This is a genomic window from Nitrospirillum amazonense (assembly GCF_007828035.1).
Classification (GTDB): Bacteria; Pseudomonadota; Alphaproteobacteria; order Azospirillales; family Azospirillaceae; genus Nitrospirillum; species Nitrospirillum amazonense.
Genome location: NZ_VITV01000013.1, coordinates 65,530 through 81,776, shown reverse-complemented (window position 1 = coordinate 81,776; position 16,247 = coordinate 65,530). Strand labels below are relative to the sequence as shown.

General features: G+C 64.1%; 11 protein-coding genes and 1 pseudogene. 7 read left to right on the top strand and 5 right to left on the bottom strand.

Annotated elements, in window-relative coordinates:
* Positions 1–91: 91 nt before the first annotated feature.
* From FBZ87_RS25575 to FBZ87_RS25560, 4 genes are all read left to right on the top strand, one after another.
* On the top strand, positions 92–2,323 hold the full coding sequence (locus FBZ87_RS25575) for an ATP-binding protein (RefSeq protein WP_186454976.1): 2,232 nt from the start codon (positions 92–94) through the stop codon (positions 2,321–2,323).
* Positions 2,310–2,753, top strand: a complete 444-nt coding sequence (locus FBZ87_RS25570; protein ID WP_004273032.1) for a response regulator — start codon at positions 2,310–2,312, stop codon at positions 2,751–2,753. Before FBZ87_RS25575 ends, FBZ87_RS25570 begins: the two co-directional genes overlap by 14 nt.
* Positions 2,753–4,750, top strand: a complete 1,998-nt coding sequence (locus FBZ87_RS25565; protein WP_145613410.1) for a response regulator — start codon at positions 2,753–2,755, stop codon at positions 4,748–4,750. Before FBZ87_RS25570 ends, FBZ87_RS25565 begins: the two co-directional genes overlap by 1 nt.
* A gap of 118 nt (positions 4,751–4,868) precedes the next feature.
* Positions 4,869–5,846: a magnesium transporter CorA family protein gene (locus FBZ87_RS25560; protein WP_145613409.1), complete on the top strand. Its 978-nt coding sequence runs from the start codon at positions 4,869–4,871 to the stop codon at positions 5,844–5,846.
* A gap of 3 nt (positions 5,847–5,849) precedes the next feature.
* On the opposite strand, the gene FBZ87_RS25555 is transcribed toward FBZ87_RS25560, so the two are convergent.
* Complete coding sequence (locus FBZ87_RS25555) at positions 5,850–6,821, bottom strand: 2-hydroxyacid dehydrogenase (protein WP_145613408.1); 972 nt, start codon at positions 6,819–6,821, stop codon at positions 5,850–5,852.
* Between the two features lie 337 nt (positions 6,822–7,158).
* Here FBZ87_RS25555 and FBZ87_RS25550 point away from each other — a divergent pair, with 337 nt between their 5' ends.
* The 3 genes from FBZ87_RS25550 (at position 7,159) to FBZ87_RS25540 (ending at position 10,423) form a co-directional block, all read left to right on the top strand.
* Positions 7,159–7,629, top strand: a complete 471-nt coding sequence (locus tag FBZ87_RS25550; RefSeq protein ID WP_145613407.1) for a hypothetical protein — start codon at positions 7,159–7,161, stop codon at positions 7,627–7,629.
* Positions 7,630–7,774: 145 nt separating this feature from the next.
* Complete coding sequence (locus FBZ87_RS25545; RefSeq protein WP_186454975.1) at positions 7,775–9,085, top strand: MFS transporter; 1,311 nt, start codon at positions 7,775–7,777, stop codon at positions 9,083–9,085.
* Between the two features lie 186 nt (positions 9,086–9,271).
* The gene (locus tag FBZ87_RS25540; RefSeq protein WP_186454974.1) at positions 9,272–10,423 is read left to right on the top strand and encodes a glycosyltransferase family 61 protein; all 1,152 of its coding nucleotides are present in this window, start codon (positions 9,272–9,274) and stop codon (positions 10,421–10,423) included.
* Between the two features lie 351 nt (positions 10,424–10,774).
* Here the strand turns inward: FBZ87_RS25540 and FBZ87_RS25535 are convergent, their stop codons facing one another.
* From FBZ87_RS25535 to FBZ87_RS25520, 4 genes and pseudogenes are all read right to left on the bottom strand, one after another.
* A complete protein-coding gene (locus FBZ87_RS25535; protein WP_145613404.1) occupies positions 10,775–11,806 on the bottom strand; it encodes an IS110 family RNA-guided transposase in 1,032 nt (343 codons plus the stop codon).
* 290 nt (positions 11,807–12,096) lie between these two features.
* Positions 12,097–12,825, bottom strand: coding sequence for an IS21-like element helper ATPase IstB (istB, locus tag FBZ87_RS25530; RefSeq protein WP_145613403.1), 729 nt, complete (start codon positions 12,823–12,825; stop codon positions 12,097–12,099).
* Positions 12,825–14,324 (bottom strand): annotated as a pseudogene (gene istA / locus FBZ87_RS25525) (IS21 family transposase). Before istA ends, istB begins: the two are co-directional and overlap by 1 nt.
* A gap of 270 nt (positions 14,325–14,594) precedes the next feature.
* On the bottom strand, positions 14,595–15,701 hold the full coding sequence (locus FBZ87_RS25520; protein ID WP_145613402.1) for a hypothetical protein: 1,107 nt from the start codon (positions 15,699–15,701) through the stop codon (positions 14,595–14,597).
* Positions 15,702–16,247: the final 546 nt, after the last annotated feature.

The window sequence follows — 16,247 nt, the reverse complement described above, 5'->3', positions numbered from 1 at the left end:
GCTGGTTCACGGTTCCTTGGACAAATGGGTCTGCCCCGTGGTCACGTCACATAGCCCAGGAAACACCGATCTCGCCCCGGACGTACCGCCCGTGCCCCAGGAGCTGCTGGACCAGTGCGCGCGGGAACCCATCCGCATTCCCGGCGGCATCCAGCCCCACGGCGCGCTGGCGGTACTGCGGCCGGACGACCTGGTCGTGATCCAGGCCAGCGCGAACCTGGGCGCCATCCTGGACCGCCCGGTCGCCTTCGACGGCAGCCAGACGCTGGGTGACCTGGTGGGCCCACGCACGGCGTTGGAGAATGACGTCCGCCTCTGGGCCGACGGCACGGATACCGCCTTTCTGGAGCAATACCAGATCGACGGCCGCACCTTCCATGTCAGCGGCCAGCGCGCATCCCAAGGCCTGATCCTGGAATTCGAATCTTTCGACGAGGCCGAGCGCGGGCGCAGCGCCAGCCTCTACCAACTGCTGCGCGACTTCCTGGACAATTCCGATGGGCTGCAGACCGTGGCGGATCTCAGCGCCGGTGTTGCGGCGGAAGTGCAGACCCTGACCGGCTTCAACCGCGTCCTGATCTATCGCTTCGATGAGGACTGGAACGGCACCGTCATTGCGGAAAAGGGGGACGGCACCCTGCCCTCCTACCTCGATCTGCGCTTCCCCGCCTCCGACATCCCGGCCCAGGCGCGGGAATTGTATCGCACGAACCGCCTGCGCCTGATCCCGACCGCCACGTACACGCCCGAGCCGCTGATACCCGCCCTGTGCCCCACCGACGGCGCGCCGCTGGACATGAGTTTCGTGGCGTTGCGCAGCGTTTCGCCCGTGCATCTGGAATACATGCGCAACATGGGCACGGCGGCCTCGCTGTCCATCTCCATCGTCATCGACGGGCGGTTGTGGGGCCTGATCTCCTGCCATCATGCCCAGCCGCGCTATGTCAGTCCCCAGATTCGCGCCGCCTGCGACTTCCTGGGCCGCATCGTGGCGCAGCAGATCGCGGCCCGCGAGCGGGCGGCCGAGATCGACGAACGGCTGCGGCTGAAAAACATCGAGACGGAACTGGTGGCCCACCTGGCGCGGGCGCCCGGTTTCCAGGCCGGCCTGGTGGACTGCGCCAGCCAGTGGCTGGCCCTCACCAACAGCGCCGGGGCGGCCGTCGTCACCGATGGGATCGTCCTGGCCGCCGGCAAGGCGCCGCCCATCGACAGCATCCTGGCCCTGGTCGAGTGGCTGCGGACCCGGAACGTCGACCAGATCTATGCCACCAGCACCCTGGGCACGGACTGGCCGCCGGGCAGGGACATCGCCGGTGTCGCCAGCGGCGTCATCGCCGTTCCCATCTCGCGCCTTCATGCCAGCTTCATCCTATGGTTCCGCCCGGAAGTGGTGGAGACCGTGCGCTGGGGTGGCGATCCCCGTGCGGCCAAGGCCACGGACACCGCCGGCCGCCTGCATCCGCGCCTGTCGTTCGAGGCCTGGAAGCAGGAGGTGCGCGAGCGCGCCCAGCCCTGGCGGGCGGCCGAACTGCTGAGCGCCGCCGACTTCCGCGGCGCCATCATCAACTTCGTCCTGCAACGGGCCGAGGAGCGCGCCCAACTGACGGAGGAACTGCAGCGCTCGAACAAGGAGCTGGAGGCCTTCTCCTACTCCATCTCCCATGACCTGAGGGCGCCTTTCCGCCACATCGCGGGCTATGCCGAACTGCTGGGCGAGGAGGAGCCTGATCTGAAAGCCCTGTCCCGCCACTACCTGGACGGCATCATCGCCGCGGCCCTGTCGGCCGGTGAGCTGGTGGACGACCTGCTGCACTTCTCGCAACTGGGCCGCACCAGCCTGAAGATGACCCGCATCGACATGGCCAAGGTGATGGCGGAAATCCGGCGCAGCCTGGCCATCACCGAAGGGCAGCGGCAGGTGGAATGGGAAATCGGCGTCCTGCCCCCCGCCTGGGGCGACACCACCCTGGTGCGCCAGGCCCTGTTCAACCTGGTGGACAACGCCTTGAAATACAGCCGGGACGCCACCCCGCCCCGCATCAAGGTCTGGGGCCAGGACCGGCCCGACGAGGTGCTGTACTGCGTGGAGGACAACGGCGTCGGCTTCGACATGAACTATGCCGGCAAGCTGTTCCAGGTGTTCCAGCGCCTGCACCGGCAAGAGGATTTCGAGGGCACCGGCATCGGCCTGGCATTGACGAAACGCATCATCGACCGGCACGGCGGCACACTGGAAGCCAAAGGTGCCGTCGGCCAGGGCGCCGCCTTCAGCTTCACCCTACCTAAGCGAAAGACAGGAGGAAACCGTGGCCACGCTTAGACCCATCCTTCTCGTCGAGGACAATCCCGCCGACGTCGAACTGACCCTGGCCGCGCTCAGGAAAACCCAGTTGGCCAACGAAATCGTGGTCGTCCGCGACGGTGTGGAGGCGCTGGAGTACATTTTCAGCGAGGGCCAATTTGCGAACCGTGAGCCGGGCGCCCCGGCCGTCGTGCTGCTTGACCTGAAGCTACCCAAGGTGGACGGCCTGGAGGTGCTGGAAAAGGTGAAATCCCACCCCCGGCATCGCGCCACCCCCATCGTCATGCTGACGTCCTCCCGCGAGGAGAGCGACGTGGTGCGCAGCTATCACTACGGGGTCAATTCCTTCGTGGTGAAGCCGGTGGACTTCAAGGCCTTTTTCGAAGCCATCCGCGACCTAGGTATCTTCTGGGCGGTGCTGAACGAGCCCGTGCCTGGAGATTTTTAGTGTCGCCATCCGCGGAAAAGCCTGTCGCCCTGCTGTTGGTGGAAGACAGCGACATCGATGCGGAACTGATTGCCCACCAGTTCCGCAAGATCGATCAGCCCTTGATCCTGACGCGCGTGGCCGTGCGGGCGGAATATGAGGCCGCGCTGGCCGGGAGCGACTTCGACATCATCCTGTCCGACTATTCCCTGCCCGGCTTCAATGGCCTGGCGGCGCTGGAACTTGCCCGCGCCCGCGACCCGGCGGTGCCCTTCATCTTCATCTCCGGCGTCATCGGTGAGGAGTTCGCGACCGAAGCCCTGCGCGCCGGCGCCACCGACTATGTGACCAAGCGCAACCTGGCCCGCATTCCCATGGTGGTGGCCCGCGCCTTGCGCGAAGCGGAAGACCGCCGCGAGGCACGGCGGGCGGCCCAGGCGCTGCGGGAAAGCGAGCAGCGCTTCCGGTCCATGGCGGACAACACACCCGCCCTGATCTGGTCGTCCGACGCCGACGGCCGCATCATCTTCGCCAACCGCCGCTTTGAAACGGAATTCGGCATTCCGCCCGCGCGCATGGAGGCGGAGGGCTGGGCCGCCCTGATCCATGAAGACGACTGGCCCACGCTGAGCGCCGTGCGCCGGGCGCTGTTCGTCGGGCGCACCCCGTTCCTGGATGACATGCGCGTGCGCAAGGCCACGGGCGAGGTGCGCTGGCTACGCTGTGAAAGCAGCCCGCGTTTCGACGACGCCGGCACCTTCCTGGGCTTTCTGGGCTGCGCCATCGATATCACCGAAACCAAGCTGGCCCGCGATGCGCTGGAGGCGGAGGTGGTGGCGCGCACGGAGGAGCTGCGCATCAAGGAAGAGGCCCTGCGCCAATCGCACAAGATGGAGGCCATCGGCCAGCTGACGGGGGGCATCGCGCATGATTTCAACAACATGCTGGCCGGGATCGTCGGTGCCGCCGACCTGATCCAGAAGCGGGTGCGCGACGCCCGTTTCGACAGCATCGGCCGCTATGTCGACAACATCCTGTCCTCCGCCCACCGGGCGGCCGGCCTGACCCACCGCCTGCTGGCCTTCGCCCGGCGCCAGACGCTGGATCTGAAGCCCGCCGACATCAACCAGCTGGTGAGCTCGCTGGATGACCTGCTGCGCCGAACCCTCGGCCAGGGCATCGACCTGCAGATATCCCTGGCGCCCGAGGTATGGCCGGCCATTACGGATGCCAACCAGTTCGAGAGCGCCATCCTGAACCTGGCCATCAACGCCCGCGACGCCATGACGGTGGGCGGGCGGCTGACCATCCAGACCAGCAACGTCACTATCGCCGAGGGGGACGAGCGGGCGTCCGCCGACCTGCAGCCCGGCGACTACGTCCTGACTTGTGTCACGGACACCGGCACCGGCATGCCACCGGAGGTGCTGGAGAAGGCGTTCGACCCCTTCTTCACCACCAAGCCCATCGGCCACGGCACGGGCCTGGGCCTCTCCATGATCTATGGTTTCGCCCGCCAGGTCGGGGGGCATGTCACGCTGGCGTCGATCCCGGGCAAGGGAACCACCATCTGCCTGTACATGCCCCGCGACCGTAGCGCCCCAGCCACGGCGGAGACGCCCAAGCCCACCCCGCATGAGACCCCGCCCAAGGGTCGGGGCACCGTGCTGGTGGTGGAGGACGAACTGGTGGTGCGCATGGTGGTGGTCGATATCCTGGAGGAGCATGGCTACGGCGTCATCGAGGCCGAAACGGCCGCCGACGCCCTGCCCCACCTGGAAGGGCCCGGCGCCATCGATCTGCTGCTGACCGATGTCGGCCTGCCCGGCATGAACGGACGCGCGCTGGCGCACGAAGCCCGCCGCCTGCGGCCCGGCCTCAAGATCCTGTTCGCCACCGGCTACGCCGAAGGTGCCAGCCAGCGCTCCGCCTTCGTCGGCGAGGGCATGGACTACATCGCCAAACCCTTTGACCTCGACGAACTGGGGCGGAAGATCCGGGCGCTGACGGAGGCATAGGCTCGCCGCCTATCCTTGGGCGGAGGAGCGATGCGTTTGCGTCCAAGCCGTGGCGCTTGCCTTTCCGGATGAACGGCCTTCCTTCTTGCGGGCGCCCCCTATTTGGAAAGACGCCTGGATGCTCACCCTGTACCGCCTGGAAAACGGCACCCTGACGCGACGTGAATCGGGCGCCGACTGCCTGGCCGACGACCTGTGGATCGACATGATCGCCCCCACCAGGGAGGAGGAAGCGGCGGTCGAAGCGGCGCTGGGGGTGGAGATTCCCACGCGGGAAGAGATGCGGGAGATCGAGACCAGCGCCCAGGTGTATAAATCCGGCGACGCCTTGGTGATGACGGTAAGGGTGCTGACTCGCCAGGCGCCGTTGGGCCCGGCCCTGGCCGACGCCACCTTCATCCTGACGCCCCAGCATCTGGTGACAGTGCGTTACCTGGACAGCACGCCCTTCCGCACCTTCTCCACCCGGGTGGACCAGGGCAACGATGTGCCCACCGACCCCGAGGCCATCCTGCTGGGCATCCTGACCGCCATCGTCGGCCGGGTCGCCGATGTCCTGGAAGAGGTTAAGGACGGGCTGGACACCTTGTCCCGCTCCGTCTTCAGCCAGGGCGGGGAGCAGTCGCCCAGCATCATCGACGCCGACCTGCAGAACGCGCTGAAGCGCATCGGTCGCAGCGGCGACCTGGCATCCCGCGTACGGGAGAGCCTGCACAGCCTTGCCCGCACCGTGTCCTTCCTCAAGGCGGCGGAAAAGGCCACGCCCATCGCCCCGGAAATCAAGCTGATCCTGAACACGCTGAACGGCGACATCCAGTCCTTGCTGGACTACAACCTGTACCTGGCGCAGACGACGCAATTTCTGCTGGATTCGACCCTGGGCCTGATCAATATCCAGCAGAACGCCATCATCAAGATCTTCAGCGTCGCGGCCGTCATATTCCTGCCCCCGACGCTGATCGCCTCCATCTACGGCATGAACTTCAAGCACATGCCGGAACTGGACCTGGTCTTCGGCTATCCCGGCGCGCTGTGCTTGATGGTCGTCTCCGCCATCCTGCCCTATTGGTATTTCCGCCGCCGGGGCTGGCTGTGAGAATCAGCCGGCCTTAATGGGCGTTTCCGGCACAGGCGTCAGCACCGGCCGGCCCTGAGCCCAGGCGACCAGATTGTCCACCACCAGCTGACCCATCGCCTGGCGGGTATGGATGGTGGCGGATCCGACGTGGGGCAGCAGCACCGCGTTGTCGAGGTCCAGCAGCGCCTGAGGTACCTGGGGCTCCTGCGCGAACACGTCCAGGCCGGCGCCCAGGATGGTGCCATCCCGCAGGGCTGCCACCAGCGCCTGCTCGTCGACCACCGTGCCCCGGGCGATGTTGACGAGGATGCCATCGGGGCCCAGGGCTTTCAGCACCGCCGCGTCCACCAGGTTGCGCGTCTCCGAGCCGCCCGGGGTCACCACCACCAGCACGTCCACCGCCCGGGCGAGGTCGACAGGCGTCGCATGGTAGGGAAGATCGACATCCGCCTGCCGGTGACGGCCGTGATAGTGCACCGGCACGCCGCAGGCGGCCAAACGCCGGGCGATGGCCTTGCCGATGCGCCCCAGGCCCAGAATGCCGGCCGTGCGGCCGCGCAGCGAAGGTGTTAGGGGGAAGGGCTTTTCCAGCCAACGGCCAGCGCGCAGGTGGCGTTCGGCCTGCGGCAGGCGTCGAACCGCCATCAACGTCAGGGCCAATGCCGTATCCGCCACCTCCTCCGTCAGCACGTCGGGCGTGTTGGTGACCGTGATGCCGTGGGTCCCGGCCCAGTGGGCGTCGATGCTGTCGTAACCCACGCCGAAGCCGGACACGCATTCCAGCCTGGGAAGCCGCCTCATCAGGTCGGCGGTGATGGCCGCCCCGCCGGCGGCGGCGATGGCGCGGACGCGGGGGGCGACCTCCGCCAGCAGGGCTTCGGCATCCGCCGCCAGCCAGAGCTTGTGCACATGGAAGGCCTGGTCCAGCCGCTCCATGATGAAGGGCATCATGGGGGCGGGCATGAGCAGGTCGATATCGAAGCGAGGTGCCATTCTGCCAAGGTCCTCTTGCCGTTCCGGAACGGGCCCCCAATTTGCTGGGGGTGGGTTGTAACCAGCATAAGCCGCCTCTCAGGCGCTTGTCTGCCACTCCCTGCCATCAGGGACCAGCCGGGAACCAGCGACAGGCATGGTCGGGTGATGGCGGGCCGATGGCGGAGGGGTGTAGAGTGATGCGGGCGGAGCCGGTGACGATCGACCCAACAGCCTGTGACGGCGCTCTTTGCCATTGGCGCGGACATGGGTTATGATTTGAGAATGATTTGCATCTACGGCGCTTAGCCTCCCTGGCGTTGGGGTGGAAGTGGCCGGGGGACTGATGATGTCGTTGATGGATGCCATTGCCGGAACGATGGACCACACGCCGGAATTCGGCCCCGGCGAGCATTTGCTTGTGTGGGCCCTGCGCCGCATGGTCAAGGGCAAGGACTACGGCCCCCTGGTGGGACGGGAGTTCGCCGACACCTGCGGCGAAGATGGGCGGGAGGTGCTGGCCACCCTGCACACTTTCCTGCTGGCCCTGATTCACACTTGCCGTCGGGAATTGTCCATCGGCCATCCGGGCTGCCCCAGCCTGACGGCGGATGAACGGCAGGTGTTGCAGCTGGTCGCCGCCGCCCAGAACGGCAAGGAGGCGCAATTCGACGCCCAGCTGCGCTGGCTGGCCACGGATGATGACCGCCCCGCCCTGGCAATGACGGCGCGGGCCTTGGCCTTCGCCTTGGGGCACAACCACCTGACCCTGACGCCGCCCGCCTCGCAATTGCCGACCACCTGCGAGCGGGAAGCCTTAAGCGCCTGAGTCCGTCCTATCCCTGAACGATTGCGCCGTCCTTCGGATCATTGGCATCCGCCTGACGCCGATGGCAGAGTGTTCTGCTGTCGCGACACCGGGTCCTGCGACGGGTATTGAATCTTCCGGGGGCTTGGATGGCGGGGACGGGGGCATGCGCATACTGACCAAGGTGGCTTACGCCGCCCCAACTGTGGGGTTGGCGGCCTTAGGCTTGCCGCTGCTGATTTATCTTCCCGACTATTACGGAACCGTGGTGGGGCTTCCCCTAGGGCTCGTCGGCACGGCCTTTCTGGTCGCGCGCTTGGCCGACATCGCCATCGATCCTGTTGTGGGGATCCTGACGGACAGGACACGCTCCCGCTTTGGCCGGTTCCGCCTGTGGCTGGCGATTGGTACACCCCTGTTGATGCTGTCGGTCAAGTATCTGTACATGCCGCCACCCGACGCCGGCTTCCTCCACTTGGCGCTTGGCTTAGCCGGAACCTATAGCGCGTGGTCGCTGTGTTTCGTCTCGCATCTGGGTTGGGGCGGCACGCTGTCGGGGGACTACGACGAACGGAACAGCGTCTTCGCCTGGTGGCAGACGCTTTTCCTGGTAGGGGGCCTGCTCGTCACCGCCCTGCCCTTATTGCCCGCCTTGCGCTCGACGCCGCAGCAGCTTCTGCCCGCCATGGGCTGGTTCGTGCTGCTAAGCCTGCCTTTGGGGGTCGGCGCGGCCCTGATTCTGGTGCCAGAGCATGCGGGAAGCCGCCGACGGGCACCGGGGCGACGCGATTATCTCAGCCTGCTGGGCCAAGCCGGCATCACCCGCCTGCTCGCCGCCGATTTCCTCTCCAGCGCCGCCGTCTACGCGGGCGGGGCCATGTTCTTTTTCTATTATGGAACCTTCCACGGTCTGGACCGGGTGCAGACGGCAACGTTGCTGTTCGCGGTCAAGGTGGGCGCCATGCTGGGAACGTACGTCTGGAGCCAGATGGGCAGCCGGCTGGAAAAGCACCGCGCCATGACGCTTGCCTTCGGCGGCTTGGCGACAATGTATCTGGTCGTCCATCTGGTTCCGTGGACCACTTTGCCCACAGGCATCGTCATCCTGGGGGGCTTCGGCCTCTTCCTCTCCGCCGATCCTATCCTCGTGCGCTCCATGATGGCGGATTTGGCTGACGAACGCCGCCTGGCCACCGGCGCGGACCAAATGGGTACCCTGGCCTCCTTGCTCTCCGTTTCCGACAAGCTGGCCGCGGCCGTGGGGCCGGCGCTGGCGTTGACCGCTTTAAGCGCGGCAGGCTTTGACGCCCAGGCCGCAAGCGTACCGCAGACACCCCAGGCCCTCATGGTGCTGGCCGTTGCCGCCATCTGGGTACCCATGGCGGCGCATATGACATCGGCATTCCTGGTCTGGCTGCACCCACTGACCGCCGCTCGCCAACAGTCGGTTCAGTCCGAACTTGCCGTACTTGAGTGACAGGTGGATGCCCATGCTAAAAGGCGGTCAACTGCCAAGCGTCGCACAGTCATATCGACGTTGCGGCAACGACGGTCCGATGCAACACTACGACATAACCGGTTTTACATTAAAGGTAGTACTCTGTTCTCCGTCTTAGTGTATGAGCAGCTTGTTTGTTTACTTATCAACGCCGAGGATATGGCTTTGGATGATCCGATCTCATTAATCGTCAGAAGCCTTGAATCCATTATCGATGGAAATGACCTGTCTTCCCTTGAGGAAACTGGCATCAAACACGTCAACCAGCTATCTCCCAGGGGAAGCTATTTACGACGTCCTATGGCACTGGTAGACGATTTTCATATTAACGCCGAAGTTCGGGGTATATTCGATTATTACAGAAATATTTATGAGCAATTCTACCCACAGATAAGCGCAACGACGTTAGTAGGTGCTTATGTTACCGGGCAAGGGACGGTGGTCACGCGCAACGGCTTGCTCATCGAAGAAAGTGCAATTGAATATCTGGCCCACCGGCAGGTTCCCGAAGGCTTCTGTCAAGGTCAGGCGGATCGAACCTTTGCATTCGCGCACTCCCCGAGTACTCTAGTAGAGGCACCCTGCATTCTAGTAAAACGGCCCTGGTATCGGAATTACGGCCATTGGCTTGTAGATAATGCTACAATTCTTGCGCATTTCTCGCAACAGATCGAGGCCGACCAATTGACCATTGTCGTCGGTGCGAATGAAAGTCAAATCCAAAGAAATATTGTCCAGGAAACAATAAATATAATTTGCCCTGGCACCAACGTTATCGAGATGCCAGATAATGTCACATGGCGGTTCTCCAATCTCCTTTATGTCACCCCTCTGCATCGCCCCCCCATGATCAAGTGGCCTCCGGCCATGATCAAACTTAAAGCGGCCTTCGTCGAAAACCGCGTCAAAATCAATCATGGTGAGCGCTTATACCTGTCACGAGCAGATGTGAAGACGCGCACTTTGGCTAATGAGGATGCGCTCAAGGATTTGCTGGATCAATTTGGCTTCAGAACGGTCTTCACCAGCGGAATGTCGCTGACTGAACAGGCACAGTTGCTCAGTTCCGCTGAGGTAGTCATGGGAGTTAAGGGCGCGGCATTGGCCAATCTTGTCTTCTGCCAGCCCGAAGCGACTGCGATTTGCCTATCTCCCGGCGACTTCATTGACCCGTTTTTCTGGGATGTGGCTGGCCAGATAGGAATGACCTACGCCGAGATCTTTGGTCGAGTTGTTACAAACCACGCTGTGGGCCGAAATGACTTCGTGATCGAACCAGAGCACCTGGAAAGGGCACTGACCACGTTGTTAGGATAGCGTGGCAGGTGGCGGTCAAGCAGTGGTTCACCCTGGCTGTGAACCGGCGTGAAAATTCCATGCCGATACATACGTAATACCAACGAGTGTCAACGTATGGCCCGCCCCGTCCACAGGTGGTTTGACGATCCCGCCTTGATCAGTCTGCTTCAACGTATCCGGCCTCGGGGCAATGCCCCCTGCCAAGATGGAGATCCGAGCAGCCCGGTCCTCATAATCGGCCCGGCCTCGAAGGCCGTTGACAACGCCCAGGTTTCCGTACTGCCGTTCGACTGCCAGGCCATCTCGTCCTACCGCCCGCAGACACCGGCGACCGTGCGCAACGTTGACCGCGCGCCGATCAATTTCGTCTCATGCCGCCACGGCATGTGCCGCATCGAAGCCTTGTCCACCCGTCAGGACGGCCCAGGCGATGCGCGCCAATTTGTTGGCGAGCGCCGCCACCACCACGGTGTTCTTGTGGGCGCGCTCCAGCAAGCCTTTCACCCAGCGGCCGAGCGGCGTATCGCGCTCGACCAGCAACGGCAGCACCGCCCGGGCGCCGTGGATCAGGTTCTTGCGCAAGTAGCGGTTGCCGCGCTTGCTGATGCCGAGCAGCTTGGGTTTGCCCCCCGTCGTCATCTGGCGCGGCACCAGCCCCAGCCAGGCTGCCATATCCCGGCCGCGCGCAAACGCACGGCCATCACCGACGGCCGCCACCAGCGCCGTCGCGTTGATGCTGCCAATGCCGGGCACCGAGATCAGGCGGCGGACCGTCTCGTCGTTGCGGGCCTGGGCGACGAACTCGGTGTCGAACGCGGCGATCCGGTGATCCAGCCCCTGCCATTCCTCGCGCAAATCGCTGACCAACTGGCGGATGCGAGGGCTCAAGCCCAACGCCTCGTCGGCCAGGATGCCGGGCAATTCCTTTTCCAGCTTGCGCCGCCCCTGCGCCACGGTGATGCCCCGCTCCAGCAGGAGTGCCCGCAGGTGGTTGATCAGCGCGGTCCGGTCGTTCACCAGGCGCTCCCGCGCCCTGTGCAGCGATTGCATGTCCGACTGCGCTTGGGTCTTCACCTCGACAAAGCGCATCGTCGGCCGCGTCGCCGCCTCCGCAATCGCCTCGGCGTCCCGGTCGTCGTTCTTTTGCGCCTTCACGTAGGGGCTCACATATTCCGGCGACATCAGCCGGACCTCATGCCCCTGCGCCGCCAACTGACGGCCCAGGTGATGCGCCCCGCAGCATGCCTCCATCGCCACGACGCACCCAGGCCACTGCCGAGCCAATCCGGCGAGGCCCTCCCGCTTCAGCCGGCGGCGAAGCACAACCTGACCGGCGGCGTTCAGTCCGGCAACGCTGCAGGAATTCTTGCCAAGGTCGATCCCAAGAACAACGATATTCATCGGTCCGCTCCTCTCCCTCTCGCAAAGGTCTGCGATCTTAACCCATCGCTTCGAGAGGGGCGGGCCATCCTATAATCGGCGGCGTAACGGGACCCCGTATCGGCGCCCAATAGGGACCCCAGTGATGTGCTGGCAATAGGGTTGTCCCGGTAGCGCATAGGAGGGCCCCGTCCCCGGAGCGCAGCGCCTCCGGCGATGCGTGGAGCGGAGGGGACGGGAGGTGCCTGTGCGCCCACCGGGGGAACCCGCGGGGGTGGGGTCCGGGGCGGCGGGCGGTGATGGGAGGGCGGTCAGGCGCGGTTCTTGAAGCGCCAGCTCTCGTTGCCGGTCTCGACGATCTCGCAGTGGTGGGTCAGGCGGTCGAGCAGGGCTGTGGTCATCTTGGCATCGCCGAAGACGGACGGCCATTCGCCGAAGGCGAGGTTGGTGGTGACGATGACCGAGGTCTGTTCATAGAGGCGGCTGATGAGATGGAACAGGAGCTGGCCGCCCGCTTGGGGGAATGGCAGGTAGCCGAGTTCGTCCAGGATGATGAAGTCCAGGCGGCTGAGGTGGTCGGCCAGCCGCCCCTGGCGCCCCAGGCGGCTCTCAGCCTCCAGCTTGTTGACCAGGTCGACGACGTTGAAGAAGCGACCGCGCCGCCCACCCCGAATGCAGGCGCGCGCGATGGCGATGGCCAGGTGGCTCTTGCCGGTGCCGGTTCCGCCGACCAGGACGACGTTACGCTGATGGGTCAGGAAGTCGCCGCCCGCCAGGTCGCGGACCAGGGTCTGGTTGATGGGCGTGCCCTCGAACGCGAAGTCGTCGATGTCCTTGGCCAGGGGCAGCTTGGCGATGGTGATCTGGTAGCGGATGGAGCGCGCCTGCTTCTCGCTGATCTCCGCGCTCAGCAGGTCGCCGACGATGCGCTGGGGTTCGTGCTGGCGCTTGACGGCCGTGGTGATGATCTCGTCATACGCCGCCTTCATGCCGTAGAGCTTCAACTCGGCCATGGCGGCCAGGATTTCCGGGCGCTCCATCACTGTACCCTCCTCAAGGTGTCGTACCGGGCGCAATCGGCCACCGGCGCATGGTGCAGCATCAGCGTGGCGGGCGTTTGGATGGACGCCGGCGCCGCCGCTTCCTGCCGCCGGGCCAGGATGTTGAGGATGACGGCGGCGGAATGGACGTTCTCGCGCAACGCCTCGGCACAGGCCGCCTCCACCGCCGGGAGGCCGTCGCTCAGCACCGCCGTCAGGATGTCGACCATCTGCCGGTCGCCGTCGTCGCTGCCCGCCAGCTTGCGCCGCACCCGGTCCAGCGCCGTGGGCGGCACCCAGTCCTTGAAGGGCGCGCCGTTGCGCAGGGCCCCCGGCTTGCGCGCCAGCACCGGCACATAGTGCCAGGGATCGTAGACGGTGCGGTCGCGGCCGAAGCAGCGGGCGTGCGTCCCCACCACTTGGCCGTCCTGGCGCAGCTCGATCCGGTCGGCATAGGCCCGCACCTCCACCGGGCGCCCCACCGCCTTGGCCGCCACCGAGTACTTGTTGTGGTCGAACCGTACCAGGCAGGTCTTGGACACTGACGCCGAGGTGGCGTGGAAGCCGTCGAACCGCCCCGCGTAGCCCACCAGGCTGGGTCGTTCCGCCTCGAACATCTCCCAGACGGTACGGTCCCGCTGCTCAGGATGCCGGTGCGCCCTGGCGTAGGCGATGCACTGGTCCAGCAGCCAGCCATTCAGCTCCTCGTAGCTCGCCACCCGCAGGCGCGGCGTGAAGAACCGTTCCCGCACCAGGCCCACCTGGTTCTAAACCTGGCCCTTCTCCCACCCCGCCGCCGGGGTGCAGGCCGCCGGTTGCACCAGGTAATGGCTGCACATCTGCTGGAAGCGCCGGTTGTAGGCCCGCTCCTTGCCCACGAAGATCGCATCCACCGCCGTCTTCATGTTGTCGTATATCCCGCGCGTGCAGGTGCCCTTGAAGAAGGCGAACGCCCGGTCGTGGGCGTCGAACACCATCTCCTGCGTCTCACGCGGATATGCGCGCACGAACAGCATCCGGCTGTGGCACAGCCGGACATGCGCCACCTTCACCGTGACCGTCACCCCGCCGATCAGCACCACCTCGTGGCTCCAATCGAACTGATAGGCCTTCCCCGGCGCGAAGCTCAACGGCACATAGGCCGCCGCCTGCGACGCCCCCCGCGCCTTCTGCCAGGAACGGGCGTACCGCCGCACGGCATCATAGCTGCCGTTGTACCCGGCACCCCGCAGTTCCTCGTAAATCCGCACCAGCGTCAGCCGCTCGCGCGCCGCTTTGGCCTCATTGGCCAATAGCAGCGCGTCCAGCCGTTCCCGCCATGGCCCGATCTTCGGCTGGGGCTGCGCCGTCCGCTCATACCGGAACTCCGTCGCTTCCGAACGAAGCACCTTGCGGACTACCTTCCGCGACAAACCCAGTTCACGGCAGATCGCCTTGATCGGCTTCTGCTGAACAAAGTAGGCGCGCCGGATCTTCGCGATCGTCTCCACCACCAGCATCCCAATCAAGGCTCCCGCCATTGCCATGGGAGCCAGTATGGACCCGCGCAAAAGGGGTCCCGATTGGACGCCGATCACCCCTCATATGGGGTCCTTATTCCATGCCGATTCACACCTCACCTCGGACAAACATTCGGCCCTACCTATCTCAGCCCCATTGCGTTCGAGGAACAACACGCCCAATCACCGGGTCAATTCCGCGGCTTGAAACTGCCCACCTAAAGGGGCGCACTCCATCTCGAAGCCCCCACCCATTGCACCCGCTGTCGGTCAGGGGCCAATCGATTCCGGCAATTCCTCCAGCCGGCACACCCGGACGTCGTAAGCGGTTAAGGGTGCTATTCCATTGGAGTAAATACGTGTTTCATGCACTTCATGGGGTGGCAGGCGCATCACGCATTCAATATCCACAGTGCGGATGGCGCCCCCCGTCCCCATCAACGGCACACGGACATTGGCCCGTGAATAACGAGGACGGGTCATAGCGACATCGCACCAACCACATTCAAAAGCCGGTTCCGCTTCGCTGCTGTAGCGAAAACTGAAACGATATCGGCCGGGACTGATACTTTCGTAGGGTCCGAACATCGCAAAACCGGCCTGTTCCACGCGGCGGGCAGCGTATGGAACAGGCCGACCGGGTATGTTGGCCTGCAACACATCGGCCGTGGTCAACCAAGCGCGGGGAAGCGCCGCATAGGCGGAGGTGTCAACAGAAATGCTTGGCCTTCCACGGCGGCGCAAGATTTTTGCTGGCAACAGCACATTCAGGAAGCGCTGATCAAAGAACCAGTCGCGCTCGGAGCAGCAGGCGCCGACAAAACTCCCCCGACCCGTTTCAAGGATGGAGGTGGGGTCAATGATGCCGAAGCCCGCGCCAATGATCGGCTCGAAATCCGCTGTATATTCCACGGACAGTTCACCCTCGGCGTTTTTACGCCATTGGAATGGAACATGCCTATAAGGATCAAATGTCGCATGGCCGAGACCGAACGCCACATCCCCCAATACAAGGGCGTTGGCCCCGCCCCGCATCATCGCATAGCGATCATGCGGCGCCCTTGGCGCCCACGGACACCGATGCGATTCGAGGACAAGGCCGGCTCCTGTCTCTGGCGACACGCGCAAAATTCGGAACGGATCGAAACCATGGACGGCCCCCACATCGCCATTCAAATCAAATGGCATCCAGTTCTTACCGTACGCGACGGTCAAACCGCTGACATTGATAGGCACAAGACGGTCCGTACGAACGTCATAGAGGTAATATTCTTGCGGGGACTGCAGCGCACCTCGGAACAGAACAATCGGCCTTCCGCTGATAAGGGCTATACGCGGATCATTTCCCGGACCAACCAGCCGCTCCTCGTCGGGCACCAGATCTTGCCCCTCCTCGCGCCACCGAATCAGTAAAATGTCACTAACGTTCGTAGTGGGATCTGATGGCCACCTTTCCGGCTCAAACATGACGTGCCTGCGATGGGCCGACCAAAAGGCGCCGCGCCACCAGACGAACGAAAAAAAGCAGTCGACAGGCACTCCACAGGTCGAATCGACAACAAATTCATAGCCATTCCCTCGTCTTATAAAGCGCATACTGCCTCCGGGAGGGTTGACCATGCTACATGGCCAGAACCAAAAACTGGTCGTTTTAAGCAATTTATGTTCTTATGTGCTCCGTATCCACTGGGAGGCTACCTACCCTCAGTGCCCCTAATTCGATCCCCTGGTAGCTATCTATTGGACGGCACACTCCCGACACCATAAAATTCTCTTCCTTCTTCTGAAATTCGAATTCTGAAATTCGAATTTCTGAACCATGTTCATTGAAGTGGGGCATGACATTAGAACTAGGCCGATTGGAGGTGTCGCCCCATGTGTGCCCAGCTTGCACAACGCCAGCGCAAGCCCAAACCTAAAACC

Excerpts from the sequence above, each read along its gene's own strand:
- FBZ87_RS25535 (WP_145613404.1), bottom strand. The coding sequence starts at position 11,806 with ATGAATATCGTTGTTCTTGGGATCGACCTTGGCAAGAATTCCTGCAGC.
- FBZ87_RS25555 (WP_145613408.1), bottom strand. The coding sequence starts at position 6,821 with ATGGCACCTCGCTTCGATATCGACCTGCTCATGCCCGCCCCCATGATG.
- FBZ87_RS25545 (WP_186454975.1), top strand. The coding sequence starts at position 7,775 with ATGCGCATACTGACCAAGGTGGCTTACGCCGCCCCAACTGTGGGGTTG.
- FBZ87_RS25550 (WP_145613407.1), top strand. The coding sequence starts at position 7,159 with ATGGATGCCATTGCCGGAACGATGGACCACACGCCGGAATTCGGCCCC.
- istB (WP_145613403.1), bottom strand. The coding sequence starts at position 12,825 with ATGGAGCGCCCGGAAATCCTGGCCGCCATGGCCGAGTTGAAGCTCTAC.
- FBZ87_RS25560 (WP_145613409.1), top strand. The coding sequence starts at position 4,869 with ATGCTCACCCTGTACCGCCTGGAAAACGGCACCCTGACGCGACGTGAA.